The 25488-nt window shown below is 63.0% G+C and carries 30 protein-coding genes and 1 tRNA gene; 15 read left to right on the forward strand and 16 right to left on the reverse strand.

Going from position 1 to position 25488, the window contains the following annotated elements; all coding sequences use genetic code 11:
• Nucleotides 1-9: 9 nt before the first annotated feature.
• Nucleotides 10-249 (reverse strand): Lrp/AsnC ligand binding domain-containing protein, encoded by a 240-nt coding sequence (locus AC2FMD_RS00815; protein ID WP_149774720.1) that lies wholly within the window; start codon nucleotides 247-249, stop codon nucleotides 10-12.
• A gap of 155 nt (nucleotides 250-404) precedes the next feature.
• Between AC2FMD_RS00815 and hisB the strand changes: the two genes are divergently transcribed.
• Nucleotides 405-992: an imidazoleglycerol-phosphate dehydratase HisB gene (hisB, locus tag AC2FMD_RS00820; RefSeq protein WP_496740982.1), complete on the forward strand. Its 588-nt coding sequence runs from the start codon at nucleotides 405-407 to the stop codon at nucleotides 990-992.
• Nucleotides 993-1631 carry an imidazole glycerol phosphate synthase subunit HisH gene (gene hisH / locus AC2FMD_RS00825; RefSeq protein WP_496685963.1) on the forward strand — a complete coding sequence of 213 codons (639 nt, stop codon included), beginning with the start codon at nucleotides 993-995 and terminating at the stop codon, nucleotides 1629-1631. It begins immediately after the preceding gene.
• Nucleotides 1632-1635: 4 nt separating this feature from the next.
• Here hisH and AC2FMD_RS00830 read toward each other — a convergent pair whose 3' ends face one another.
• Nucleotides 1636-2043, reverse strand: coding sequence for a DUF2147 domain-containing protein (locus tag AC2FMD_RS00830; RefSeq protein WP_496678805.1), 408 nt, complete (start codon nucleotides 2041-2043; stop codon nucleotides 1636-1638).
• A gap of 135 nt (nucleotides 2044-2178) precedes the next feature.
• Between AC2FMD_RS00830 and hisA the strand changes: the two genes are divergently transcribed.
• From hisA to AC2FMD_RS00850, 4 genes are all read left to right on the forward strand, one after another.
• A complete protein-coding gene (gene hisA, locus AC2FMD_RS00835) occupies nucleotides 2179-2901 on the forward strand; it encodes a 1-(5-phosphoribosyl)-5-[(5-phosphoribosylamino)methylideneamino]imidazole-4-carboxamide isomerase (protein WP_496711507.1) in 723 nt (240 codons plus the stop codon).
• A gap of 122 nt (nucleotides 2902-3023) precedes the next feature.
• A complete protein-coding gene (gene hisF, locus AC2FMD_RS00840) occupies nucleotides 3024-3785 on the forward strand; it encodes an imidazole glycerol phosphate synthase subunit HisF (RefSeq protein ID WP_496678803.1) in 762 nt (253 codons plus the stop codon).
• Nucleotides 3782-4099, forward strand: coding sequence for a phosphoribosyl-ATP diphosphatase (locus AC2FMD_RS00845; protein ID WP_496678801.1), 318 nt, complete (start codon nucleotides 3782-3784; stop codon nucleotides 4097-4099). The genes hisF and AC2FMD_RS00845 overlap by 4 nt, the downstream gene beginning before the upstream one ends.
• An 85-nt stretch (nucleotides 4100-4184) precedes the next feature.
• Nucleotides 4185-4760, forward strand: a complete 576-nt coding sequence (locus AC2FMD_RS00850) for a hypothetical protein (protein WP_496678800.1) — start codon at nucleotides 4185-4187, stop codon at nucleotides 4758-4760.
• 4 nt (nucleotides 4761-4764) lie between these two features.
• Here the strand turns inward: AC2FMD_RS00850 and AC2FMD_RS00855 are convergent, their stop codons facing one another.
• From AC2FMD_RS00855 to rlmB, 4 genes are all read right to left on the reverse strand, one after another.
• A complete protein-coding gene (locus AC2FMD_RS00855; RefSeq protein ID WP_496740994.1) occupies nucleotides 4765-5235 on the reverse strand; it encodes a CoA-binding protein in 471 nt (156 codons plus the stop codon).
• Between the two features lie 201 nt (nucleotides 5236-5436).
• The gene (locus AC2FMD_RS00860) at nucleotides 5437-5844 is read right to left on the reverse strand and encodes a YHS domain-containing (seleno)protein (RefSeq protein ID WP_496678798.1); all 408 of its coding nucleotides are present in this window, start codon (nucleotides 5842-5844) and stop codon (nucleotides 5437-5439) included.
• 145 nt (nucleotides 5845-5989) lie between these two features.
• Entirely contained in the window at nucleotides 5990-6280 is a 291-nt protein-coding gene (locus tag AC2FMD_RS00865; RefSeq protein WP_496678949.1) for a hypothetical protein, read from the reverse strand.
• A 12-nt stretch (nucleotides 6281-6292) separates the two neighbouring features.
• Entirely contained in the window at nucleotides 6293-7066 is a 774-nt protein-coding gene (rlmB, locus tag AC2FMD_RS00870) for a 23S rRNA (guanosine(2251)-2'-O)-methyltransferase RlmB (RefSeq protein WP_496794552.1), read from the reverse strand.
• 116 nt (nucleotides 7067-7182) lie between these two features.
• Between rlmB and AC2FMD_RS00875 the strand changes: the two genes are divergently transcribed.
• From AC2FMD_RS00875 to AC2FMD_RS00900, 6 genes are all read left to right on the forward strand, one after another.
• Nucleotides 7183-7266: transfer RNA gene (locus AC2FMD_RS00875), tRNA-Tyr, on the forward strand.
• A gap of 406 nt (nucleotides 7267-7672) precedes the next feature.
• Entirely contained in the window at nucleotides 7673-9019 is a 1347-nt protein-coding gene (locus AC2FMD_RS00880) for a substrate-binding protein (RefSeq protein ID WP_496740998.1), read from the forward strand.
• A 104-nt stretch (nucleotides 9020-9123) separates the two neighbouring features.
• Entirely contained in the window at nucleotides 9124-10155 is a 1032-nt protein-coding gene (locus tag AC2FMD_RS00885; RefSeq protein WP_170340251.1) for a branched-chain amino acid ABC transporter permease, read from the forward strand.
• 3 nt (nucleotides 10156-10158) lie between these two features.
• On the forward strand, nucleotides 10159-11364 hold the full coding sequence (locus AC2FMD_RS00890) for a branched-chain amino acid ABC transporter permease (protein WP_496678790.1): 1206 nt from the start codon (nucleotides 10159-10161) through the stop codon (nucleotides 11362-11364).
• Between the two features lie 12 nt (nucleotides 11365-11376).
• Complete coding sequence (locus tag AC2FMD_RS00895; RefSeq protein WP_496678788.1) at nucleotides 11377-12132, forward strand: ABC transporter ATP-binding protein; 756 nt, start codon at nucleotides 11377-11379, stop codon at nucleotides 12130-12132.
• Nucleotides 12133-12141: 9 nt separating this feature from the next.
• Nucleotides 12142-12897, forward strand: a complete 756-nt coding sequence (locus tag AC2FMD_RS00900; RefSeq protein ID WP_093964811.1) for an ABC transporter ATP-binding protein — start codon at nucleotides 12142-12144, stop codon at nucleotides 12895-12897.
• Nucleotides 12898-12900: 3 nt separating this feature from the next.
• On the opposite strand, the gene AC2FMD_RS00905 is transcribed toward AC2FMD_RS00900, so the two are convergent.
• The 7 genes from AC2FMD_RS00905 to AC2FMD_RS00935 form a co-directional block, all read right to left on the reverse strand.
• Nucleotides 12901-14022 carry an alanine racemase gene (locus tag AC2FMD_RS00905; RefSeq protein ID WP_496741000.1) on the reverse strand — a complete coding sequence of 374 codons (1122 nt, stop codon included), beginning with the start codon at nucleotides 14020-14022 and terminating at the stop codon, nucleotides 12901-12903.
• Nucleotides 14019-15266, reverse strand: a complete 1248-nt coding sequence (locus AC2FMD_RS00910; RefSeq protein WP_496741002.1) for a D-arabinono-1,4-lactone oxidase — start codon at nucleotides 15264-15266, stop codon at nucleotides 14019-14021. The genes AC2FMD_RS00905 and AC2FMD_RS00910 overlap by 4 nt, the downstream gene beginning before the upstream one ends.
• A gap of 90 nt (nucleotides 15267-15356) precedes the next feature.
• A complete protein-coding gene (locus tag AC2FMD_RS00915) occupies nucleotides 15357-15878 on the reverse strand; it encodes a DUF2478 domain-containing protein (protein ID WP_496678947.1) in 522 nt (173 codons plus the stop codon).
• A 70-nt stretch (nucleotides 15879-15948) separates the two neighbouring features.
• Complete coding sequence (locus tag AC2FMD_RS00920) at nucleotides 15949-16614, reverse strand: NnrU family protein (RefSeq protein WP_496711513.1); 666 nt, start codon at nucleotides 16612-16614, stop codon at nucleotides 15949-15951.
• Between the two features lie 103 nt (nucleotides 16615-16717).
• Nucleotides 16718-18784: an ABC transporter permease gene (locus AC2FMD_RS00925; protein ID WP_496741004.1), complete on the reverse strand. Its 2067-nt coding sequence runs from the start codon at nucleotides 18782-18784 to the stop codon at nucleotides 16718-16720.
• Complete coding sequence (locus tag AC2FMD_RS00930) at nucleotides 18781-19833, reverse strand: quaternary amine ABC transporter ATP-binding protein (protein ID WP_496794553.1); 1053 nt, start codon at nucleotides 19831-19833, stop codon at nucleotides 18781-18783. Before AC2FMD_RS00930 ends, AC2FMD_RS00925 begins: the two co-directional genes overlap by 4 nt.
• Before the next feature lie 9 nt (nucleotides 19834-19842).
• Complete coding sequence (locus tag AC2FMD_RS00935; protein ID WP_496741008.1) at nucleotides 19843-20793, reverse strand: ABC transporter substrate-binding protein; 951 nt, start codon at nucleotides 20791-20793, stop codon at nucleotides 19843-19845.
• Between the two features lie 398 nt (nucleotides 20794-21191).
• On the opposite strand from AC2FMD_RS00935, the gene AC2FMD_RS00940 reads away from it, so the two are divergent.
• Together AC2FMD_RS00940 and AC2FMD_RS00945 are read left to right on the forward strand one after the other, a co-directional pair.
• Complete coding sequence (locus AC2FMD_RS00940) at nucleotides 21192-21854, forward strand: DNA-3-methyladenine glycosylase I (protein ID WP_496794554.1); 663 nt, start codon at nucleotides 21192-21194, stop codon at nucleotides 21852-21854.
• A 41-nt stretch (nucleotides 21855-21895) separates the two neighbouring features.
• Nucleotides 21896-22582, forward strand: coding sequence for a hypothetical protein (locus AC2FMD_RS00945; protein WP_496711515.1), 687 nt, complete (start codon nucleotides 21896-21898; stop codon nucleotides 22580-22582).
• A 3-nt stretch (nucleotides 22583-22585) separates the two neighbouring features.
• Here the strand turns inward: AC2FMD_RS00945 and AC2FMD_RS00950 are convergent, their stop codons facing one another.
• Entirely contained in the window at nucleotides 22586-22981 is a 396-nt protein-coding gene (locus tag AC2FMD_RS00950) for a c-type cytochrome (RefSeq protein WP_496678774.1), read from the reverse strand.
• 97 nt (nucleotides 22982-23078) lie between these two features.
• On the opposite strand from AC2FMD_RS00950, the gene AC2FMD_RS00955 reads away from it, so the two are divergent.
• A complete protein-coding gene (locus tag AC2FMD_RS00955) occupies nucleotides 23079-23516 on the forward strand; it encodes a DMT family transporter (protein WP_496711516.1) in 438 nt (145 codons plus the stop codon).
• On the opposite strand, the gene AC2FMD_RS00960 is transcribed toward AC2FMD_RS00955, so the two are convergent.
• Entirely contained in the window at nucleotides 23500-24186 is a 687-nt protein-coding gene (locus AC2FMD_RS00960; RefSeq protein ID WP_496741010.1) for an ABC transporter ATP-binding protein, read from the reverse strand. The genes AC2FMD_RS00955 and AC2FMD_RS00960 overlap by 17 nt on opposite strands.
• Complete coding sequence (locus AC2FMD_RS00965) at nucleotides 24179-25465, reverse strand: lipoprotein-releasing ABC transporter permease subunit (protein ID WP_496678769.1); 1287 nt, start codon at nucleotides 25463-25465, stop codon at nucleotides 24179-24181. The genes AC2FMD_RS00960 and AC2FMD_RS00965 overlap by 8 nt, the downstream gene beginning before the upstream one ends.
• Nucleotides 25466-25488 lie beyond the last annotated feature (23 nt).

Here is a 25488-nt window from a genome sequence, read left to right on the forward strand (position 1 = left end):
TGTGCGTTGTCAGAACGCCTTGAACGTCATCGTGGTCAGCGACCGTTCGATGTTGGGAATGTCCAGCAGCCGTTCGTTGATGAAATGCCCCACGTCCTGGTCCTTGGGGATGTAGAGCTTGAGCAGCAAGTCCCATTCTCCGCTGGTCGAATACAGCTCCGAATGAATCTCGCGCAGCGCGATTTCTTCGGCGACCTTGTAGGTGGTGCCGGGTTTGCAGCGGATCTGGATGAAGACGCAGGTGGACATTTGCAATGACCTTGTTTGTTTCCTTGCGCGCAAGCTGGCACGCCGGGCAGCCGGGTGCAATCCCTTGCAACAGTTGGCCGCGACCGAAACGATCTGACTGGAATCCCCCGCCCGTCCCCGTCTATAAGCGCCCCTGTAGCAAGAGGATTTCGCCAATGCGCACAGCTTCGATCAGACGCAAGACCGCCGAGACCGCGATTTCGGTCGAGGTCAACCTCGACGGCACCGGCACCTATGACAACCAGACCGGCGTGGGGTTCTTCGATCACATGCTGGACCAGTTGGCGCGGCATTCCCTGATCGACATGACGATCCGGGCCAAGGGCGACTATCACATCGACGACCACCACACCGTCGAAGACACCGGCATCGCGCTGGGTCAGGCGCTGACGCAGGCGCTGGGGGACAAGAAAGGCATCCGGCGGTATGGCGAGTGCCACCTGCCGATGGATGACGCGCAGGTGCGCTGCGCGCTGGACCTGTCGGGCCGACCGTTTCTGGTTTGGAACGTGGACCTGCCGACACCCAAGATCGGCAGTTTCGACACCGAGTTGGTGCGCGAGTTCTTTCAGGCGCTGGCCACCCATGGCGGCATCACCCTGCATATCGACCAGTTGCACGGGTTCAACAGTCACCACATCGCCGAGGCGGCGTTCAAGGCCGTCGCCCGCGCCCTGCGCCAAGCGGTCGAGACCGATCCGCGCAAAGGGGATGCGATTCCATCCACCAAAGGCGCGCTCTAGATGCTGACCGCGATCATCGACTACGAAAGCGGCAACCTGCACTCGGCGGAAAAGGCGTTTCAACGCATGGCGCGCGAGCTGGACGCGGGCGAGGTCGTCGTGACTTCGGACGCCGATGTGGTGGCGCGCGCCGATCGGCTGGTGCTGCCCGGCGACGGCGCCTTTCCCGCCTGCGCGGCCGAGCTGCGCGGGCACAAGGGCATCCACGATGCGATGGTCGAAGCGGTCGAGCAGAAAGGCCGCCCATTCCTAGGTATCTGCGTCGGCATGCAGCTGATGGCGACCACGGGCCGCGAATATACCGACACGCCAGGCCTGAATTGGGTGACCGGAGACGTGGTGCGGATCGAGCCCACGGACCGAGCGCTTAAAGTTCCGCATATGGGGTGGAACGATCTGGTGATCGAGAGCGAGCACCCGGTGTTCGACGGCGTCAACTCAGGCGATCACGTCTATTTCGTCCACTCCTACCATTTCCGCGTCGCCAATCCGGCGCAGCGTCTGGCCCATGTGGACTATGGCGGGCCGGTCACGGCCGTAATCGGCCGCGACACGATGATCGGGATGCAGTTTCACCCTGAAAAAAGCCAGGATGTGGGCCTGAGGATGATCGGAAACTTCCTGACTTGGGCCCCCTGACCGGTTACTGCACGCGGGTCCAGGCCTGGCCGCGACAGATCAGGCCGCCCGCAACGCAACCCTTGACCGTCAGCTTGTTCTGACCGTCCAGCGACATCTTGGAGTTGTAGGTCTTGTCCCGGTCCGGTGCCCAGATCTTGCCGCCGCTGTAGCTGCCTCCGCCATCCGCGACCATGTCCCAGATGATGTTCTTGCCCAGGTTCTCATAATCCAGCTGCTGGTTTCCGTCCTTGTCGAACGCGCTGTCGATGATGCCGCAAACGGCGCTGCCGCAAGGGCTGATCGAAACGTGCAGATATCCGCCGGTATCCCCCGGCTGGGTTTTCCAAAGCCCGTCGACCGGGTCATCGGCACGTGCGCCAGTGGCCATGGTGACCAGCGCCGCAGCAGCGGCCAGAGCAAGTTTGTTCATGGTGTCCTCCCTGTTTTGCAGGCAGTCTGACCGCCGGCACCCGTTCCGGCAAGATTGACTTTGCGTCGCGTTGCATCCCCTGCCCCGCCTGTGCCATATCCCGCGCCAGTACCAGTCACGAGAAGGCCGCCCGACATGATCCTCTACCCCGCAATCGACCTGAAAGACGGCCAGGCCGTGCGCCTTCTGCGCGGCGAGATGGATAAGGCCACAGTCTTCAACGAGGACCCCGCCGCCCAGGCCCGCGCGTTTGTCGAAGCCGGCTGTGAATGGCTGCATCTGGTGGACCTGAATGGCGCTTTCGCCGGGGAACCCGTGAACGCCGCCCCGGTCGAGGCGATCCTGAAGTCCTGCGAGGTACCGGCCCAGCTGGGCGGCGGCATCCGCGACATGGCCACGATCGAGACCTGGCTGGACAAAGGGCTGGCCCGGGTGATTCTGGGCACGGTTGCGGTGGAAAACCCCGATCTGGTCCGTCAGGCGGCCAAGGCCTTTCCCGGCCAGGTCGCCGTCGGCATCGACGCACGCAACGGACGCGTCGCCACCAAGGGCTGGGCCGAGGAAACCGACGTGATGGTGACCGACCTGGCGCGCAGCTTTGAAGACGCGGGCGTGGCGGCGATCATCTACACCGACATCAACCGCGACGGCGCGATGCAAGGCCCCAATGTCGAGGCCACGGCCGAACTGGCCCGGGCAGTCTCGATCCCGGTGATCGCCAGCGGTGGGGTCAGTTCGCTGGACGACCTGATCGCCCTGCGCGACTGCGGCGCAAACTTGAACGGCGCGATTTCAGGTCGCGCGCTTTATGACGGAGCGCTGGATCTGCGCCAAGCGCTGGCAGCATTGCGCGACTGACCGCTTACTCTGGCCCGAAATATCCTCGGGGTGAATTGGCCGCAGGCCAAGAGGGGGCCGACAGCCCTCTGCCCCGCCAAAACAAATTGCGCCGACAGAATCCCCAGGGCTATAACCACCCCATGCTGAAAACCCGCATCATTCCCTGTCTGGATGTCGCCGATGGCCGCGTAGTCAAAGGCGTGAACTTCGTGGGCCTGCGCGACGCGGGCGATCCGGTGGAATCGGCCAAGGCCTATGACGCCGCCGGCGCTGACGAGATCTGCTTTCTTGACATCCACGCCACCCACGAAAACCGCGGCACCATGTTCGACGTGGTTCAGCGCACGGCCGAGCAGTGCTTCGTACCGCTGACAGTGGGTGGAGGCGTGCGTACCAAGGATGACGTGCGCGCGCTGCTGCTGGCGGGGGCCGACAAGGTCAGCTTCAACTCGGCCGCCGTGTCCAACCCCGACGTGATCGCCGAAGCTGCCGACCAGTTCGGCAGCCAGTGCATCGTCTGCGCCATCGACGCCAAAACCGTCAGCCCCGGCAAATGGGAGATCTTCACCCACGGCGGGCGCAAACCTACCGGCATCGACGCCGTCGAATTTGCCAAAACCGTCGTCGCCAAGGGCGCTGGCGAAATTCTGCTGACATCGATGGACCGCGACGGCACCAAGGCGGGGTTCAACATTCCCCTCACCCGCGCGATCTCGGACGCGGTCGACGTGCCGGTGATCGCCTCGGGCGGCGTGGGTAATCTGGACCACTTGGTCGAAGGCGTGACCGAAGGTGGGGCCAGCGCGGTGCTTGCGGCGTCGATCTTCCATTTCGGCGAATACACGATCCGCGAGGCCAAGGAACACATGGCCGCTGCGGGTATCCCCATGAGGCTGACATGAGCATACTGGATGATCTGGCCGCCACGATCGCATCCCGCAAGGGCGCGGACCCCGAATCCAGTTGGACCGCCAAGCTGCTGTCCAAAGGCCCCGAGAAATGCGCCGAGAAGTTCGGCGAGGAAGCCGTGGAGGCGATCATCGAAGCCGTGAAGGGCGACCGCGACCGGCTGACATCCGAGGCCGCCGACGTGCTGTATCACCTGCTGGTCATGCTGGCCGCGCGCGACGTGGCGCTGGAAGACGTTCTGGCCGAGCTTGCCAGGCGGCAAGGCACCAGCGGCATCGCCGAAAAGGCCGCACGCGACCGGGGCTGACACCCGGCTTTCACCAATAGCGTCCGCGCCCTATACTGGTTGACCGAAGCGCCCGTCGGGCGCAGGGTCGACAAGGGACGCAGGCATGTTCAAACCCATGATCTGGACAATGACGATGCTGGCCATTCTGGGGCTGGGCGCATGCACGTCCGCGCCGCCCGCCCGCAGCGACGATGTCGCGCGTCTGGCAGCCCAGATCCGGGCGCTGGGGCCCGAGGTGGACCCCGAAGAGGCCCAGCGCGCGGCTCGAATCGCCTACGCCTACACCGCGCAGCTGGCGCAGGAATACCAGATCACCGATCCGCCGCTGATCCACAATGCCAAGGTCAACAAGGGGCTGCGGCCGCGCGGGCTGTGCTGGCACTGGGCCGAGGACATGGAACGCCGCCTGAACCAAGAGAAGTTTCACACGCTGACCCTCCACCGCGCGATCGCCAATGCCGACAACCCGTTCCGAATAGATCACAGCACGGCGATCATCAGCCGCCGCGGCACTTCGATGTATGATGGAGTCGTCCTGGACCCCTGGCGCTATGGCGGGATTCTTTTCTGGGCGCCCTTGCGCAAGGACTCGCGGTACGAATGGGTCCCGCGCGACATCGTGCTGGAGAAACGACGGCAAGAGCAGGTGGCCCGGCTGAGACCGGCGGCGGTCAACTGAGCAGCTAGAGCTTGGACGAGATGATCCCCGTGGCGAACCCGCCCATACGCAGCTCTCCGAACAAGCGTTGATATTCGATCTTGGGGCAGCGGTTCATCACCACATCAACCCCGCGCGCCTGCGCCACCGCGGCGGCCTCGGCGTTTTCGACACCGATCTGCATCCAGATCGTGCGCAAGTCGGGAAAAGTGGCCAATGCCTCGTCCACGATCGGGGGAACGGCTTCGGACCTGCGGAAAATGTCCACCATGTCAACAGGCTCCGAGATTTCGGACAACGAAGCCCGAACGGTTTCACCGAAAAGATCGGCTCCGGAATGGCCGGGATTGACTGGAATCACCCTGTACCCCTTGAGCGACAAGTAGCGCGCGACGTAATAGCTGGGCCGCACCGGATTCATCGACACGCCAACGACCGCTACCACCTTGGTGCGTTTCAGGACGGATCTGAGGAAGTCATCGGAATAGTCAGTCATGGCTGCAGCCTAGCCGTGACTCGGAAAAGAAAAAAGCGCCCAAGGATACCTTGAGCGCCAGTTGTTGGAACGAGGGACAGTGAAATGACCCGCGGCAGTTCCATTCCGCGGTCACTGTGACATTTAGGCATGAGTTGAGAAAAAAAAAGGGGCTGCGCGCAATTTTGTGATGACAGCTTGATCTCGGCGCACGTTCTCCAGTCATCGATACAAGATGTCAGGCCAGTTCACTTCGGCCTTGCGGATGTATTCCGCCATGTTCGCCTCCCATACCCTCTCGATCTCGGGTGAATGTGTAAGGTACAGGCGCCCGTCCACAATTTTCCAGGCTGTCGGGTCCGTGCTGCTAAGCTGACCGTGTGCCATGGCGAAGGCGCAATAGCCGCCAAACCGCGGAGCGAAGGCCCGTGGATTGCTTTCGAACGCCTCTCGATTCTCTTGAGAAACAAAATGCCACGCCGCTCCCTTCCACATCACCACGATGTCTGGCTTGCCCCGTACGGGGCGACCATCCCGGAAATAGGACACGGTATCAAAGCCCGCCATCGCGCCGCTTGCAGTTTCAAAGAACACCGGTCGCTTTTGCGCCCACAGCGTGGTCGGGGCCATGCAGGCTAGGGAAAGACCGGTAAGGACAGAGCGTCGAGTCAGCATAGCAGTCACAGTTTGAGGGCAATAGGCGCTTCAAGATGCAACTTTTTTCGCGCCGCGAAACCCCCTTGACGCAGTTGTGAAGCCGCGTGTCACGCTGCGTTCAATCGAAAACGTCCTCGATAACATCCCAGGCTTCGTCGAGCACACGATACAGCAGGCCTTTTTTCTTTTTTCGGCGCTTGTTTTTGATCGGCACGTTGCGCCGCACTGCTACGCTGTCCGTCTTGCGCGGCTCGGGTTCCGGTGCTTTCTTGCGCGGCAGCATCTTGAGCTCATGCAGCGGGGCGCCGCAACTGGAACAGCTCAACTCATGCCGCTCGCGGCCTTTCAGGACCAGTGCGGCGCGGGTGCCGCAGTAACAGCATGTGGCAATCTTGGACGGGGCGGGAATGGCTGTCTCCTTTCAGTGCGGCTGAGACGCATATAGGGCAATCGCCGCAGCATTTGAGACGTTCAGCGAACCAAAACCGCCCGCCGCATCGATTTTGACAAGTTCATCCACGGTTTCCTTGGTCTTTTGCCGCAACCCCGGCCCCTCGGCCCCCAGCACGAGGGCCACGGGCTGATCGCGCCGGCCGTCCAGCGCCGCCTCGATGGTCTGATCGGCCTCACCATCCAAGCCCAGAACCAGGAACCCCATATTCTGCAACTCGACGATCGCGTCGGCAAGGTTGCGCACCCGCAGGTAAGGTTGGCGCTCCAGCGCCCCACTGGCGGTCTTGGCCAGGGCACCGGTTTCCGGCGCCGAGTGATGGCGTGTGCCGATGACCGCGCTGGCGCCCAGAACCTCGGCCGAGCGCAGAATCGCGCCCACATTGTGCGGATCGGTCACGCGGTCCAGCAGCAGCACCCGAGGGTTTTTGCGCCCGATGCAATTCTCGGCAAGCCCACCCCATTCCAGCGGCTTGACCTCAAGCGCCGCGCCCTGATGCACCGAGCCCGGGTCGATTGGTGCCGTGAACTTGCGCGGTTCGACGACCTCGGGCTTTAGCCCGGCCTCCGAGATCGCATCCGCCAGCTTGCCCTGCGCGTTGCGGGTCACGATCAGGCGCAGTTTCTGCCGCTTGGGGTTCATCAGCGCATCGCGCACGGCGTGCAATCCGAACAGCCAGACTGTTTCGGACGCCGCCGCTTTGCGCGCCTGTTCTTTCTCGATCACCCACTTCGGTTTCTTCATTTTGCTGGCCTCCGGGCCGGGAAGGATGTTTCCTGCGCCAACGCGAAATTTTCCTGTTGACGCTGCTTTTGAGCGCTAGTAATCACGCCTCCACGTCAGGTGCAACGCCTGACAGTGGGCGACAGGCCGCAAGGTGTGGCAGGGGACTGTAACTCCCTCGCGGAGACGCACGCCTGGTTCGATTCCAGGGTCGCCCACCATCTCCACTCGATTTTGTTGGAAATGGTGTCCGGGGCGCGTGTCTGGATGACGCGAATCCGCCCGACACTGCGTCAATGGCCGGGAAAACATGCGCGCCGCGGTAAAGCATGCGGTTGCACACCGCAAAATGCCTGCCAAGCTTGTAGGAAGGCACCGACGGTTCTGTCGCCGGACGGCACAAAAGTTTTCGAGGAAACCGCTTTGCAACAGCGGGATAATCCGGATCCTCTTGCCGATCTTTACAACTCCCCTCGATGGACAGTTCACTTTTTTACAAAATAATATTTCCTTTCCAGCCACTTGTTGGGGAATTTTCCTTCTGCCCCCCATACTCGGCTTGCGAGGTTGTGTTTTACCCGACGGAAGAGGAGCCCGAGGGCGCAACCCGCTGAATGGGAGGAATTCATGTCAAACAAATCTGTCACGCGTCGCGGCGTGCTGAAGTCTGGTGCCGTCACAAGCGCCGGTCTGGCTCTGCCGACGATCTTCACCGCCTCGTCGGCCGCGGCTTATACCAACGAACCCACGGGCGGATCGGTCACGCTGGGCTTCAACGTGCCGCAGACCGGCCCCTATGCCGAAGAAGGCAATGACGAACTGCTGGCGCAGCAGCTGGCGGTCGAGCATCTGAACGGCGAAGGCGACGGCGGCTGCCTGAACACCTTCACGTCGAAGGCGCTGAAAGGCAACGGCATCCTGGGCAAGAAGGTCGAGTTCGTCACCGGCGATACGCAGACCAAGTCGGACGCGGCGCGCGCATCGGCCAAGTCGATGATCGAAAAAGATGGCGCGATCATGATCAACGGCGGCTCGTCCTCGGGCGTGGCCGTGGCCGTTCAGGGCCTCTGCCAAGAGGCGGGCGTGATCTTCATGGCCGGCCTGACCCACGCCAACGACACCACCGGCAAGGACAAGAAGGCGAACGGCTTCCGTCACTTCTTCAACGCCTACATGTCGGGCGCGGCGCTGGCGCCGGTGCTGGCCAAGGAAATGGGCACCGACCGTCGGGCCTATCACCTGACCGCCGACTACAACTGGGGCTGGACCCAGGAAGAGTCGATCGTGGCCTCGACCGAGGCGATGGGCTGGGAGACGGTCAACACCGTCAAGACCCCGCTGGCATCGACCGACTTCTCGTCCTACATCGCGCCGGTTCTGAACTCGGGCGCGGACGTGCTGGTTTTGAACCACTACGGCGGCAACATGGTCAACTCGCTGACCAACGCGATCCAGTTCGGCCTGCTCGACAAGGTCGTGAACGGCAAGGACTTCAAGATCGTCGTTCCGCTGTATTCGGAACTGATGGCCGCCGGTGCGGGCGAGAACATCAAGGGCGTGCTGGGTTCGATGAACTGGAACTGGCAGCTGCAGGATGAGGGCACCAAGGCCTTCGTGAAGTCCTTTGGCGAGAAATACGGCAAACCGCCGTCGAACTCGGCTCAGACCTGCTATGCCCAGGTTCTGCTTTATGCGGATGCGTGCGAGCGCGCCGGCACCTTCAACCCCTGCGGCGTCGTCGAAGCCCTGGAAGGTTTCGAGTTCGACGGGCTGGGCAATGGTCCGACCCTGTACCGCGCCGACGACCACCAGTGCTTCAAGGACGTGCTGGTCGTGCGTGGCAACATGAACCCGACCAACGCCTATGACACGCTGGAGATCGTCGAGATCACCCCGCGGGCGCAGGTCGAGTACGCACCGGATCACCCGATGTTCGCCGGCGGCGACCTGGGCAAGTGCAACCCGGGCGCATAACCCCGGCACGAGATTTTCCACAAGGAAATCTCTGAGTCCGCAACACGGCTCTTCCCGGTGTCATGATCGGGAAGAGCTGCCGGGACCAGTCAAAGGTAAGGACAATGGACGCAATCCTACTGCAAATTCTGAACGGGCTGGACAAGGGCTCGGCCTATGCGCTGATTGCGCTGGGGCTGACGCTGATCTTCGGCACGCTCGGCGTGGTGAACTTCGCCCACGGGGCTCTGTTCATGATCGGCGCCTTCTGTGCCGTCACGCTTCAGAAGATCTTCAACCTCAGCTACGAGGTGGTCGATGAGACCCAGACCGACTTTCTGGGCAACCCGCTGAAGGTGAAGACCCCCTATGTCGAAAGCTGGTTCGGCCCCGAGCTGGGCGCGACCATCATCGACTGGTCCGTGCCACTGGCCATCCTGTTCGCGATCCCGATCATGCTGATGGTCGGCTACGTGATGGAACGCGGCCTGATCAAGCATTTCTACAAGCGTCCCCATGCAGATCAGATCCTTGTGACCTTCGGCCTGGCCATCGTTCTGCAAGAAATCATCAAGTATTTCTTCGGCGCCAACCCGATCCAGACCCCGCCGCCTGCCGCGCTGAGCGGGTCCGTCGATCTGGGCGTGGCGCTTGGCTTTGACCCGAATGCCATCATCTATCCGATCTGGCGACTGGTCTATTTCCTGTTCGCGGTCGTGATCATCGGAGGCGTGTTCTCTTTCCTGCAGTTCACCACCTTCGGCATGGTGGTGCGCGCCGGCATGGCCGACCGAGAAACCGTGGGCCTCTTGGGCATCAACATTGACCGCCGGTTCACCATCATGTTCGGCATCGCCGCCGCGGTGGCTGGCCTCGCGGGCGTGATGTACGGGCCGCTGAACCCGCCCAACTATCACATGGGCATGGACTTTCTGGTGCTCAGCTTCGTGGTCGTGGTCGTCGGCGGCATGGGCTCGCTACCCGGTGCGGTTCTGGCCGGGTTCCTTCTGGGCATCCTTGAAAGCTTTGCCTCGACCACCTGGGCGACCACCACGATCCCGGGCATCAACCAGATTATCATCTACCTGGTCGCGATCATCGTTCTTCTGACCCGTCCGCGGGGATTGATGGGCCGAAAAGGCGTGATGGAGGAATAACCCATGCTGGGACTGAACAAGAAAGACACAAGCCTGCTGATCGTCGTCGCAATCCTGACGCTGCTGGCCCCCTTCATCCTGAACCCCTTCCCCACTGACAGCGCCATGGCACAGTTCAACGCGGGCTATCCGGACCTGATGCAACGGTTCGTGATCTTCGGCATCTTTGCCATCGGGTTCAACATCCTGTTCGGCCTGACCGGATACCTGTCCTTCGGCCATGCGGCCTTTCTGGGTGTGGGTTCCTACTCGGCCGTTTGGATGTTCAAGCTGCTCAGCTACAACGTCATTCCAGCCATCGCGCTGAGCGTCGTGGTCGCCGGGCTGTTCTCGGTTCTGATCGGCTATGTCAGCCTGCGCCGGTCGGGGATCTACTTTTCGATCCTGACGCTGGCCTTCGCGCAAATGAGCTTTGCGCTGGCCTATTCGGTGCTGTCGAACCCCAAGTTCAACCTGACCAACGGGGAAACCGGCCTGCAGGTCTATGCCGACGATCCGCAGATCCTGCAGGGGGCCAATGCGCCCGATCTGCCGCATCTGTTCGGTCTGCCGATGCGCGCGACCTACACGATGGATGTCGGCGCGTGGAGCTTTGACTTCAACGCGGGCTACTATCTGTGCGCGGTGATCATGATGGTGGTGTTCTACCTGGCGATCCGCATCTTCCGCTCGCCCTTCGGCATGATGCTGCGAGCGGTGAAGTCGAACCAGCAGCGGATGAACTATACCGGGCTGAACTCCAAGCCCTACACGCTGGCAGCCTTTGTGATCTCGGGCATGTATGCCGGCCTGGCCGGTGGCCTGATGGCCGCGATGGACCCGCTGGCCGGCGCCGAGCGGATGCAATGGACCGCCTCGGGCGAGGTCGTTCTGATGACCATCCTGGGCGGCACCGGTACTCTGATCGGACCGGTTCTGGGTGCTGGCTTCATCAAGTATTTCGAGAACATCTTCTCGAAGATCAACGACAACGTCCTGCACGGCTGGTTCGCCTTCCTGCCCGACGGGCTCGAGGACGCGGTAGTGTTCATCATCCACCCGTTCATCGGCAAGGGCTGGCATCTGACCTTGGGCATCCTGTTCATGCTGGTGGTGATCTACCTGCCCGGCGGGCTGGTCGAGGGCGGTCAGCGGTTGCTGAACTGGATCCGCCGCAAAAGCGTTGGCGGGGACGACACCCGCGAAGGCAAAACCGAGCCGGCAGAATAAGGGAACGCGTCAATGGCAATTCTGAAAGTAAAAGATGTCAGCAAGCGCTTCGGCGGCCTCAAGGCCCTGACGGACGTGAACCTGAGCGTCGAGGAAAACTCGGTCCATGCGATCATCGGCCCCAACGGGGCGGGCAAGTCCACCCTGCTGAACTGCCTGGTGGGCAAGCTGATCCCGGATACCGGTTCGGTCTTGTTCGACAACCAGTCTGTGCTGGGGCGCGAGCCGTACCAGATCAACCAGATGGGCATCAGCCGGGTGTTCCAGACACCCGAGATCTTTGGCGAACTGACCGTAATGGAGAACATGCTGATCCCCATCTTCGCGATGCGAGACGGGGCATTCCGCATGCACGCCTACGAGACCATCGCCAACGAGAAAGAGGTGGTCGCACAGGCAGAGGCCATGCTGGAAGAGATGAACATGGCCGACAAACGGCACATGCATGCAGCCTCGCTCTCGCGCGGTGACAAGCGGCGACTCGAGATCGGCATGTGTCTCAGCCAGAAGCCTCGCCTGCTGCTGCTGGACGAGCCCACAGCCGGTATGGCACGGGCCGACACAAACAACACCATCGACCTGCTGAAGCAAATCAAGGATGAGCGCGACATCACCATCGCGATCATCGAGCACGACATGCATGTGGTGTTCAGCCTGGCCGAGCGGATCACCGTTCTGGCGCAGGGCACGCCGCTGGTCGAAGACACCCCCGAAAACATCCGCGGAAACCCCAAGGTCCGAGAAGCCTATCTGGGCGAGGCGGCGTGAGGAAAAGCTATGAACGAGAAACCTGACTTTTCGAAAAACGCCAACATGGCCAGCACCGCGCCCGCGTTCCTGTCGGTGTGGGACATGCATTCGTACTACGGCGAAAGCTACATCGTCCAAGGCGTCAGCTTCAACGTCCACGAGGGCGAGATCCTCGCCCTGCTGGGGCGCAACGGGGCCGGCAAGACTTCGACTCTGCGCTCGATCGCGCGCGTGGGCGAGCCCGAGGTGCGCCACGGCGAAATCTGGCTGGACCACAAGCCTCTTCACAACATGACCAGCTACGAGGCCGCCGCCGCCGGGTTGGGTCTTGTGCCCGAAGATCGGCGGATCATCCCAGGCCTGACGGTCGAGGAGAACTTGCAGCTGGCCCAGATCGCCCCCCCGATCGGCTGGTCGCTGGAACGGATCTACGAGCTGTTCCCGCGTCTGGGCGAACGGCGCAAGCAAGAGGGTGTGACTCTTTCGGGCGGCGAACAGCAGATGCTGTCGATCGCCCGCGCGCTGGCCCGGGACATCAAGGTGCTGCTGCTGGACGAACCCTATGAGGGCTTGGCCCCGGTGATCGTGGACGAGATCGAAAAGACGCTGATCCACATCAAGCAGCAGGGCATGACAACCATCATCGTCGAACAGAACGCCGTACGCGCGCTGCAACTGGCCGACAGGGCAATCATTCTGGACACCGGCTGCATCGTGTTTGACGGCACCGCGGACGAAGTGCTGGAAAACACCCAGCTGCGGGAGGAATATCTGGCGATCTGACCGTCAATTGGGCAGGCAGGCCCATTCGGCCTCAACCTGCCCCTGCCGCAGGGCCAGAACCGTGCCGAACTGGTTCAAAACCGCTTCACTCTGACTGGGGCGCAGCAAGGCGATATCTCCGGGCTGCGCCTTGGTTGTTTTGGGACCCACCCAGACCTCTTGATTGCTTGAACGCCCGAACACGCCGGAATAGCCGAACCCGTCGGGCCAGACGGGGCTGGCCAGATAGTGCCCACCGGAAATGGCGAGGTTGGTCCGGCGCAGTCCGGGCAGGTCGATCCCCGGCACCGGGTTGCGCGGCATCACCTTGAGAACCGGCGTGGCCAGGAACAGAGCGGGCGAAAACGCCTGCGTCGATGCGTGGTCGAAATCCGAAGGTTTCACCAAAACCGACCCAAAGGCGACCTCGGTCGCCAGGCTCCGCGTGGCCGGATCTTGGAAGGTCAGGCTGCCGCCGGTGTTCAGGCACAGCCCCTGCGCCCCCTGCCCAAGCGCATCGACCGCCTGCTCATAGGCTTTCGCACTGGCTCGCCGCGCGCGGCGTCGGAGCAACGCAGGCAGTTTGGCCAAATGCACCTCGTACCCCATCAGCCCCGACAGAGCGGCATGGGCATGACCCGCGATCCGCGCCGCAACGCCTGCGACCTGATCGGCGGCCAAGCCACCACGATGCAGACCCACGTCGATCTCGAGCGACAGGCGCAGGGTTTGGTCCGTGTCAGCGGCCAGCGACAGATATGCGTCAAGCAGCTGTGGCGTGTCGATCAGCCACTGCACCCGCCGGGCGGCGTCGGGGTGCGTCTCAAGAATCCGCCGGGCGGCGGTGACCGGCAGCGGTTTGCCCAGCAGGTGATCGGTGTCCGGCTCGGCGGCCAGCAGGGCCGACAACATGGATTCGGAAAAGCTCATCAGGCCCGTTGTGGAAATCCGGGCGCGAATATGGTCCAGCAGAGGCAGGCACGGCAGCGATTTGGCCACAAGCCGGGCCTGCAAGCCGTGGCCCAACCCCGCGCGGGCAGCGTCGCAATTCGCCTCGACCCGGTCCATATCGACGACGGCAACCGGCCGGTCGACGCCATGATCGCGCAGCGCTTGGGTGAGATGTTCGAAATACTCTGCGGTCATGGGCGGAACATCCGGGCCAGTGCGGGCGTCAGGAACTTGCCCTTTGGATCCAGCCGTTCACGCAATGTGCAGAAGGCATCGAAATCGGGATAGAGGCGCGACAGATCGGAATGGGTCAGGCTGTGCAGCTTGCCCCAATGGGGGCGGCCGCCAGCCTGCAGGAACAGCGGCTCCATCGCCTCGAAATAGCGCAGATGGCCTTCCTTCGCATCGGTGTGGATGGCAACCGATACGCGCGGCCCCCCTTGGAAAGGTGACAGGCAGGCGTCGTCGCCTGCGGTCTGCCGCACCTCGATCGGGAAATAGATGTTGCCATGGTCGCACTCCAACCGTCGGATCAGTTCGGACAGCACGTCCCCCGCGGTTTCGGACGGCAGGTGGTATTCCATTTCCTTGAACCGGATGTGCCGGTCGCTGCACAGAACGCGCCAACTTTCACCGACGTAGTCCTCGTCGGACTGGGCCAGCGTCAGCAGACGCAGCAGGGCGCGCCGCGAGCCGGGGCTGAACCGACCCGCATTGCGCGCCAGCTTCAGAACCTTGACGGCGATCATGTCCAGATCGCGCGGCGCGCGGGTCTCGGGCGCGTCGGTGATATCGTGCCGGATTTCAACGGTCTTGCCGGTGAAAGGGATGTAGAAGAACTCGAAATTCCTGTTCTCGTCCCAATGCTGGTGCATGCGCTCCAGTGTGTCCTGCAGGTCGGACAGACGCACCCGACGGCGCAGATTGTATTTCGGCACGACGTTGATCTGTGCCTCGGTCACGATGCCCAGCAGACCCAGCGAAACCTGCACCATGTTCAGCGGAATATCGTCGGTGGTCAGGGTCTGCCCGCCAGCGCCGATCAGCCGGGCCGCGGTGATTTCGGCAGACAGGCACGGCAGGGTGCGCCCGGTGCCGTGGGTCGCAGTGGCCGCCGCGCCGGCCAGAGTCTGCACGTTGATATCACCCAGATTGCGGAAGGCCTTGCCGTGCTCGGCCAGTGCCGGCGACAGATCGCGCAGCCGGGCATTGGCGTTGACCCAAGCCCGCTGCCCTTCGACCCGCGTCACGGGGGGCAGGTTCAAGGCTGTCAGGTCAATGATATGCTGCGCGCCCGGAACCAGCGGGGTGAAGGAATGCCCTGCCCCGACCGGACGCAGGGTTTCGGCCGAGGCGATCAACTGTTGAAGGTCTTCGGTCGTGGTCAGCCGCTTGGGCCGTATTTGGCTGGTCTGGTTGCCTGCCCAGTTCTGCCACATGGCTGATCCTCCTCCCATCCGGAGCAGAGGATTGCAGCCGGGGCGAAACCGAACAATACCGGTTTTCAGGACGTTACGTCGGGAAAACTGTTATTCGGCGGCAGGCCGCAGGTTGGCGACGCTGTCGAACCAGGCCTCGATGACGTCCAGATCGGGTTCTAGCGCCTGCGCCGCACCATCGGTGAATTCCACGAACTTGTCACGGTTCAGGCCGTTGACCCCGACCAGAACCGGGATGTCAAGCGACAGCGCCTCGGCGATGACGGGGCGGAACCCGCGGCCATCGGCCTCGTGTTTGCCGAACTTGTTGACGATCAGCAATTGCGGACGGTTGGCCAAAGACGCCGTCACATAGCCCACCGCCTGCTCCAACGCCGCCGGGTCCAGTCGGCACCCGCGCGACTGGCTGCCCAACGACTGCGAGATACGGATGGTTTCGCCATCCGGCAGCACGCGCAGGTCCATGTCGCATTTGCTGCTGTCGGCGCATTCGGAGTTGGTCTGAACCACACCGGCCAGACGGGCGCCCTTGGCCAGCAGACGTTCAGCAACCGCGCTCAGCAGGCGGTCGGTTGCGCCGCGATCGGTAGTGGTGACATAGGCCAGGTGCATCGGCAGACCTTTCTGGGTTTCATCTTGTTGTTTCAATTAGCACGCATGAGGCGCCCCTTCCAGCACCGCATCAAGGCAGCGGAGACACTCCGATCACCGGCGCGTGCAGGTGCAACAGCGCGGCATAGGCCAGCCCTGCCACCAACCAGACCCAGGGCCTCGGCCAGGGGCGCGGCAGCCGCAGCGACAGGCGTGCTGTGTTGCGCGACAGGTGCGGCCAATCGGCCCCCATCTCGCGCGCCTTGCGCCTGTCGATCAGGACCATGCCCATCCAGGCGAAACCCGCGAACAGGCCGAACAGGACCACATGTGCCAAGCTGCCATTGGCCAGCAGATGCGCCAGCGCCCACAACACTATCGCCAACAGGATCGGGTGGCGGGTGGTCCGCAGGAGACCGGACAGTTCGGGGTTGAACGGGCGACCTCCCAGCCCGCCGAAGGAAAACGGGTTGGTCGCCGCCAGCCCGGCCACCGCCAGCCAGCAGACGACGGGCATCACCAGCAGAGGCACCCAGCGCAGGATCGCCAGCGGCGGGATGACCTCGACATAGGGCGCGTTGGCCGCGGCCACGATCAGCCAGGCCAGAACCGCCAGCGACAGCGCGGAATAGACCGCGAAATAGGGTCCGCGCCCCATCAATCCGATCAGCCGCCCGCGCACTGCCGGACGCGCCGGAATGGCGTGGCTGAGCAGAAAGATCAGAAGTGCAGCAACAAAAGCGCCCCAACCGGCCATGGTCATATCCGCCTGTTTTGCACCCGGAATACCGGGGAAAACGGCCCCGCCTTGTCCGAAATCAAGTGTGGTCGGGGGCAGCTGCGCCGCCCCCGATCCGGGGTTACAGGCCCAGCGCCTTGCGGCGTTCCTCGGCAAATCCCTGAACCATGCGGTCGGCGATCAGCGCCAGAATGGCCATCGCTGCCCCGGCCGAAATGCCCAGCCCCACATCCGCCTGCCCCAACGCCAGATAGATCGACTGGCCCAGACCGGTCGTGCCGATCAACGCCGCGATCACCAGCATAGCAAAGGCATAGAGAATGGTCTGGTTCAGCCCCAGAAGGATCGTGGGCGCAGCATAGGGCGCACGCACGTCGCGCATGATCTGCCACTCGGTCGCTCCACTGGCGATCGCGGCCTCCATCATCTCGTCCGGGGTGTTGACCAGCCCGTGACGGGTGTAGCGGATCATCGGCACGATCGCATAGGCGCAGATCGCCAGAAAGGCCGAGAACTCGCCGATCTGGAACACCATCAGCACCGGGATCAGGAACACGAACAGGGGAATCGTCTGCAGCATGTCGCATATCGGGCGCACGATCCTCCAGACTGGCGACCAGACCGCGCTGGCGAGGCCGATCAGCCCGCCGACAACGGCGCAGAAGAACACCGCCGCACCGCTGAGATAGAGCGACAGCAGCGCCCTCTCCCACAGTCCCGAGATCAGGATCGTGCTCAGCAGCGCCACAGACAGCGCCGCCAGACGCCAACCGCCCGCCACCCAGCCCAACGCCGCCGCGCCAGTCAGGACGAAGGGCCATGGCAGATTCGCGATGCCCGTCTCGAGCATGCCGATCAGGATCAGCGTGACCAGACCGCCGGTCAGGTGCCCACGCCACGCCATCAGCAAGGCGATCACCGCACCGGCGGCGAACAGGCCATAGCTCATGCCCGGGGTCCACTGGAACCCCCAGGTAAAGGGCAGAACCGCCTGACTCAGACCGATCCGCAGCGGCAGCAGCACATAGAACATCGAGTTGTTCTTGAGCGAATCCAGCCACGGCCCGTTATTCTGGGTAAAGGCTGTCAGGCCGGTGTCCACCGCCTGCGCGACCGGATCCAGCAGCGTCAGCTCGGACGGGTTGGGCAGCCGCGCCCAGAACAGCAGCGTAAACAGGACCGCAAAGCCAATAACCGCCCAGACAACGCGGTTGTCGTGACGATTGCGTTCAGTGGCTAGGGTGCCGCTCATTCGGTCAATCACCACTGCAAAGACAACGATCACCATGCCGGCCAGCAGAGATTCACCGAACTGCGCCTTGCGCATGGTCAGCAGGACCTCCCAACCGATGTCATTGAACCCGCCGATGACCGCTGCGATGATCACCATCGACAGGGCCGCCATCAGGCACTGGTTCACACCCACCATGATCTGCGTCGCCGCCGCCGGGATTTCCACCTGGAACAGCTGCTGGAACCGGGTGCCGCCCGACATGATGGCGGCTTCCTTGATCTCGGGCTCCACGCGCTCCAGCCCCAGCATCACGTTGCGCGCCATCGGCGGCGCTGCATAGATGGCCGAGGCGATCAGCCCCACCACCGGGCCAAACCCGAACAGCAGCAGCAACGGCGTCAGATAGGCAAAGGTCGGTACAGTCTGCATGATGTCCAACACCGCCTGAACCACTGATTTCACCCGAGGCACTTCGTTGGCCAGAATGCCAATTGCACTGCCAACGATCAGCGCGACCGGGACCGAAACAGCCACCAGCGCCAAGGTGTTCATGCTCTCGGCCCAATAGCCCGAGGCCAGCACGAAGCTGAGGCCCAGAAAGCCCAGCGCCGCCATGGGCAACCCACCCAGATACCAGCCGAGTGCCGTCACCAGCCCGATCAGGATCGGCCAGGGCGTGTGGCCCAGCACGAAATTGGCCCAGTTCATCGGATAGGCCATCAGGTCGGAAAACAGCCGGGCCGCAGGTTTGATTGCGTTCAGAAACCAGTCGAGTAAGGCGCCCACCCATTGCGTGGCCGGCACCTCCCACGTCGCGGGCCATTTGACCAGCCAGGGCGCGTGCGGCTCAAGCGCCAGGCACAGCGCTCCGACGATCAGCGTGATCAGCGCCGCCTGTGCCCCTGCCGTCAGGTGCGCCCGCGCGGGCGTGGGAACATCAACTGCAACGGTCATGCGTCATCCACCTGCAAAGCGGCGGCAAGGTCCAAAGGATTCACCGTGCCGACGATCGCGCCGGTTTCGTCATGCACCGGCACCGGCTCGTACAAGGCCATGCAGCGGGCCAACGCCGCGTCCAGCGTCATGTTGACGGTCAGGCCAGGGTCATCCGGACCGCGCTCGGCATCGCCTGGATGCATGACCGAGGCGACCTTGGCGTGCTGGCCCTTGGCAACGTCCTTGGAAAACTCGCGCACGTAATCGTCGACCGGGCGCAGAACGATGTCCGAGGGCGTGCCGATCTGCACGATCTTGCCGTCGCGCATGATCGCGATGCGGTCGGCCAGCTTCAGCGCCTCGGCAATGTCGTGGGTGATGAAGACGATGGATTTTTTCAGCGTCGCCTGAATGCGCAGGAATTCGTCTTGCAGCTGCCGCCGGATCAACGGGTCCAGCGCCGAGAACGGCTCGTCCAGGAACCAGATGTCGGGGTTCACCGCCAACGAGCGGGCGATGCCCACGCGCTGCCTCTGCCCGCCCGACAATTGCCGCGGAAAACTCTCTTCGCGGCCTTTGAGACCGACCAGCGAGATGACCTCCTGCGCGCGGGCCAAACGTTCCTTGCGCCCCACGCCCTGCACGCGCAGCGGATAGGCCACGTTTTCGGCCACCGTCATGTGCGGAAACAGGCCGAAATGCTGGAACACCATGCCCATCTTCCTGCGGCGCAGCTCGGTCAGTTTCTTCTTGGGCGCACCGCGCACGTTGTCGCCGTCAATGCGGATTTCACCGCCCGTCCCTGGCAACAGCTGCGAGATGCAGCGGATGAGGGTCGACTTGCCCGACCCCGACAGCCCCATGATGACGAACAGTTCGCCATCGCGAACGTCGAAATTGGCGTTCTGCACGGCGGGAATGAACCCGTGTTCGCGCAGCTCGGCGGCGGCCTTGTCAGCGTCGTCCCCTGACCGAGCCAGCGCGTCGGTCAGGGCTTTCTCCGCACCTTGGCCAAAGACCTGCCAGAGATTCCGGCAGGCAATGGCTGGCGTATTCGCGTCAGTCACTTAGGCGGCTCACTTGGTTGCCGCGTCCACGACCGGACGCCATTTGTCTTCATTCTGGGCCATCCAGTCGGCCACGACCTCTTCGACCTTGCCACCATCTACATCGATCGCGCCCATCATCGGCTGCTGATCCTCGACGCTCAGTTGATAGTTCGACAGGATCTCATAGGCCGCCGGCCATTTGTCGGCCATGCCGCTCCAGGCGGCCTTGAAGATGCGCGAGGGCGCAAAGTCGCAGTCATTCACGGCATTGGGGTTCGGACCCCAGGCCGGATCCGTGAAACAGGCCTCTTCACCCGGCGGCAGATCGACGAATTTCACGTCATAGGCCGACATCGCCCAATGCGGCTGCCAGAAGGTGATCAACAGCGGCGACTTGCGCTCGGTCGAGGCACGAAGCTCGGCGATCAACGCCCCTTCGGATCCGGCGGGCACGGCTTTGAACGGCACATCCAGTCCCGCCATACGATCGGCGCCAGGGGTGCCCCAGTCGGCCGGATAGTCGACCAGACGGCCCATCGGCAGCGTTTCTGCGGTGGCGAAGACCTGCGCACAGTCATTCAGCGCCTCCCAAGCCGGCAGGCCCGGGCAGAGATCAGCCACATGCGCCGGATACGCGATGCCTTCCTTGGCATCCAGGCCCAGATCACCGATCTCGACCACGGTGCCCTCGGCGATCTTCTTGGCATACTCGTCCGACACGTTCGACGACCAGATTTCGAGCGTTGCGTCGATGTCACCATCTGCCAGCGCCTGGAATTGGTTCATCATGCCTGCGGTCACATATTCGACCTTGTAGCCGGCGGCCTCGAGCATCTCGCCCGCGACATGCGTGGTCACGTGCTGGCCGGTCCATTCGTTGATGGCCAGTTTGATCGGCTCGTCCACCGCGCCCATCTCGGCCGCGTGAACTGCGCCTGCGGCAACCACCGCCAGCAGACTAACACTGAGTTTTTTCATGGATTTGCTCCCTGTCTTCCTTGTTTTGCCCACCCCGGCAGGATTGGCCCGCCGGGTGACATGCCTGATGACATGACCATGTCGCAACATGCACAAATTTGGCCGGAAAAGAAAAGTGAACACTTGGACTGACTTGAAACATTTGCCGGTCCCGCCTCCCCTCCGTTCCGGTTGGAACATCAAGATCCTGCCGCGCGCGTCCGGTTTCGGTACGGCAGGTTATTGATTGACCAGTCAATCACAAACCCGATTCCCGTCATTTGTCGAGCATTTCTTTCGCAGCGCATGAAAAAATACCGGGTTTTCCCGGACTCAGCCCGTTTGAATATCCTCCCTATTCAGGCCAGGGTTGCACAAATAGGAACAAACGGGCAACATTCTGGCCGGAGGGTCGACACATGCACCATTTCGACGAAATCTATGGTCTGGCGGCTGATCGGCACGGCGGGATCGACGCGCTCGAGCAGAAGCTGACCCGCCCCAAATCAACGGACGAACTGGCCCGGATGCCCGATGATCGCTGGTTGTCGATCTTGACCAAATGCATCTTTCAGGCCGGGTTCAACTGGAAGGTCATCGAGGCCAAGTGGGACGGATTCGAAGCCGCCTTCAATGGGTTCGACGTAGGGCGCTGCGCCTTCATGGATGACGAAAAATTCGACGCGTTGCTGCAGGATACCCGCATCGTGCGCAATGGAGCCAAGATCGCCACGGTGCGCGACAACGCCGCCTTTCTGCTGGAACTACGCGCCGAGGGCGGCGCAGGCAAGGTGCTGGGCGGCTGGCCCTCGACCGACTATGTCGGATTGCTCGAGATGCTGGCCCGGCGCGGATCTTGGCTGGGCGGTGCCTCGGCCCAGTACGCGATGCGGTTCGCCGGGCGCGACAGTTTCATCCTGTCGCGCGACGTCACGGCCCGCCTGATCGCCGAAGGGGTGATTGACAAGCCCACCACCTCGAAAAGGGCGATGACCGCCGTGCAAACGGCGTTCAACACATGGATGGATCAATCGGGCCGGTCGCTGACGGAAATCAGCCGGGTTCTGGCCATGAGCCTTTGAAAACCGCTTGCGGCCCTGCCCTGCCGGGCTAGGCTTACATCATGATCCGGCTGGCTCTGATCCTTGTCGCGCTGACGCTTCTGTCCTGCGGTCGTCCGCTGAGCGAGCGGGAAAAGGCCTTTGCCGCACAGGTGCAGGGCGACACGCTGGACCTGGATCGAGTGCGGCTGGTCCAGGGTGCCCCGGTGGCTGCGATCACTTATGAGCGCAAGGCCCGCCCTCGGCTGGCCTGCCGCGAACGCATTCTGCCCCCCATAAAGACCGAGACCGTTACCGGAAAACCCGCGGCCGTGGCCCTGTTCAACCAAGTGTATTTTACGCGGGACTGGTATCTCGAAGACTACATGGCCAGCTATCCCGATCGGATCAACCTGGTGGCCGCGATGCTGCTGGCGCATGAACTGACCCATGTCTGGCAGTGGCAGAACCGCGCGGTGACAGGCTATAACCCCTTGCGCGCCGCGGCCGAGCATGGCGGGCGCAAGGATCCATACCTGTTCGACCTGGACAACTCGGCGGACTTTCTGGACTTTGGGTTTGAACAGCAGGGGGCCATCGTCGAGGAATATGTCTGCTGCCGCGCGCTGGACCCTAACGCGCCGCGCACCCGACGCCTGCACGAGATGTTGGACAAGTATCTCGACCTTGCCGCCCTGCCCGGCGACCGGCGCGAGAGCGACGTGATCCTTCCCTGGAGCGGCGCAAAGGTTCAGGGCATCTGCCGCTGAGAATCATCCGCCCTGCAAAGTCTCCAAATAGGCCACAAGGTCGGCAATGGGCTTGCTGGTCAGGATCGGTTGGCCGGTCGGCGCCTTGATCGCGGTGTCCTGCCCTTCGAAATAGGGGCCATAGACCGGCATCGGACTGCCATGGCTGACCAGCGGATCGCGCCCGTCGATGCGTTTAACCACCCGTTCGGTGGGAAAAACGCCGTCCGAGCCGCTCAACGCCGTCAGATTGGTGGGCTGGATGACCAGCACGCCGGCCATCGGGCCATGGCCGGTTGCATCCAGCCCGTGACAGGTGGCGCAGTGATGCAGGTACAGCTCTTCGCCCGTCCCGACGTCCTGCGCCCAGACGCTCGGGGCGGCCAACAGAGCCAGCGTTGCAAATGTCAGCAGTTTCATCGCGTTCCTCCATCCAGTCCGGCAAATGCAGACTTGCTCGGACCGGTGCAAGCCGCAATGATCCAGATCAACGAAACAGGCGACAAGGACCGGGGCAATGACACAATACGCAGCCATCATGCTGGCCGCCGGGATCGGCGTGCCAATCCTTGCGGCGCTGAATGCGGCCTTTGGCAAGTTGATCGGGTCGCCGACCGTCGCGGCGGTGATCCTGTTTGCCGTGGCCTTTGCCGCCTCGGCGATGGTGATGCTGCTGGGGCCGGGCACGCAGGCTGTGGCCAAAGTCGCGCACACGCCGAAGCACCTGTTGCTGGCCGGGGTTCTTATTGCCTTCTACGTCCTGTCGATCACCCATGTCGCGCCGCATTTCGGTGTGGGCAACGCGGTGTTCTTCGTGCTGCTGGGGCAGTTGATCAGCACCGCGGCCATCGACCATTTCGGCCTTTTCGGTGCGCAGATCACCCCGTTGACCCTATTGCGCGCCGGCGGGATCGCGGTGATGGCCGTGGGTGTCGCGATCACTCAGCTGGCCTGAGCACACCCCCGTCCAGCCGCAGCATCCGGTCCATGCGCGCCGCCAGGTCAACATTGTGCGTGGCGATCAACGCCGACAGGCCGGACTCGCGCACCAGATCCATCAGCGCGGCAAAGACCTGATCCGAGGTATCCGGGTCCAGATTCCCTGTTGGCTCGTCCGCCAACAGGACACGCGGTTCATTGGCCAGGGCCCGGCAGAAGGCCACCCGCTGCTGCTCGCCACCCGACAGGGCCGCCGGGCGGTGGTCGGCACGTTTGGCGACACCGACAAGGCCCAGCAAATCCATCGCGCGGGCCTTGGCCGCCCTTTCGGATACGCCATTCGCCAATTGCGGAAGCACAACGTTTTCCAGCGCGGTGAATTCCGGCAGCAGGTGGTGGAACTGGTACACAAAACCCACATCCCGCCGCCGCATCGCGGTGCGGGTGCGGTCGCCTTTGCCGGTCGCGTCCTGCCCGCCGATTTCGACCGTCCCGGAATCCGGCGTATCCAGCAGACCGGCGATGTGCAGCAGGGTCGACTTGCCCGCCCCCGAGGGTGCCACAAGTGCCACCGCCTCGCCGGCGCGCAGTTCCAGATCGGCGCCGCGCAGCACCTGCACCTCGGCGGGCGTGCCTTTCAGATAGGTCTTGGTCAGGCCGGTCAGACGCAAGGTCACATCATTCATAGCGCAGCGCCTCGACCGGGTTCAGCCGCGCCGCGCGGCGGGCCGGGAAGTAGGTGACGAAGAAGGACAGGCCCAGCGACATCCCAACCGCCTTGAGCACGTCCGACAGGTGCAGCTCGGCCGGCAAGGCATAGATGCCGCGGATCGCTGGATCCCAAACTCCGCCGCCCATCACGTAGTTCACGAAAGAGAAGATCGGGTCGATATAGAGCGCGAACAGGCAGCCCAGAATGACGCCCATCGCGGTGCCGATGATCCCGGTGAACGCACCGCAGATGAAGAACACGCGCAGCACCGAGCCCTCGCTGAGGCCGATGGTGCGCAGGATGCCGATGTCGCGGCCCTTGTTTTTGACCAGCATGATCAGGCCTGACACGATGTTCATCGCCGCGATCAGCACGAGTATCGACAGGATGATGAACATCACGTTGTCCTCGACCTCGAGCGCGCGCAGAAAACCACCCGACGCATCCAGCCACGTCCAGATCTGCACCCGCTCGCCCGCCGCCTCGAGGATCGGGATCAGGATCGGGTTCAGGTCCTCGGGACCGTCGACCATAACCTCGATCTCGTCGGCGACGCCCTCGCGATTGAAAAAGCTCTGCGCCTCGGAAAACGGCATGTAGACGCGGGTGCGGTCGATGTCATAGCGCCCGGCCGAAAACACGTAGACGACTTCATAGGCATTCACACGGGGCGAGGTGCCAAAGGCGGTTTTGACCCCGTTGGGCGTGGTCAGCTTGACCCTATCACCAACCGTGGCGCCGATGGCGCGGGCCACGCCCGAGCCGATGGCGATTCCCTCCTCGAACCGGGACAGATCGCCATAGGCTTGGTCGCTTTGGGCGATGCCGGGCAGGTTGAGCAAGTCATCGGGGCGGATGCCGAACACCTCGGCGCCGCTGCTGCGATCTCGGTTTGTGATCAGGACCTGCCCCTTGACCAACGGCGCGGCGCGTTGAACGCCCGGCACCTGCGCGATGCGCTCGGCCATGGCGTCGTATTCAACGATGGTGCGATCCACCTGCCCGTGCGCGTCCAGTTCTCCGGCCGAGTAAACTGTAACGTGAGCGTTGGCCCCAAGAATGGTGCCCACGAATTCGGACCGGAACCCGGACCGGACCGCCAGCGTTGCGATCAGCGCGAAAACGGCCAGAGTGATCCCGATCAACGAGATCCATGTCATCACACTTACACCGCCCTCGGCACGCCGGGCGCGCAGATAGCGCCAAGCGATCTTCCATTCGAAGGCGGCAAAGGGAGGGGGTGTTCTGGCCATTCCTGCTCCGACAAATCTGTGGT

Source organism: Ruegeria sp. BHSC276 (genome assembly GCF_059612945.1).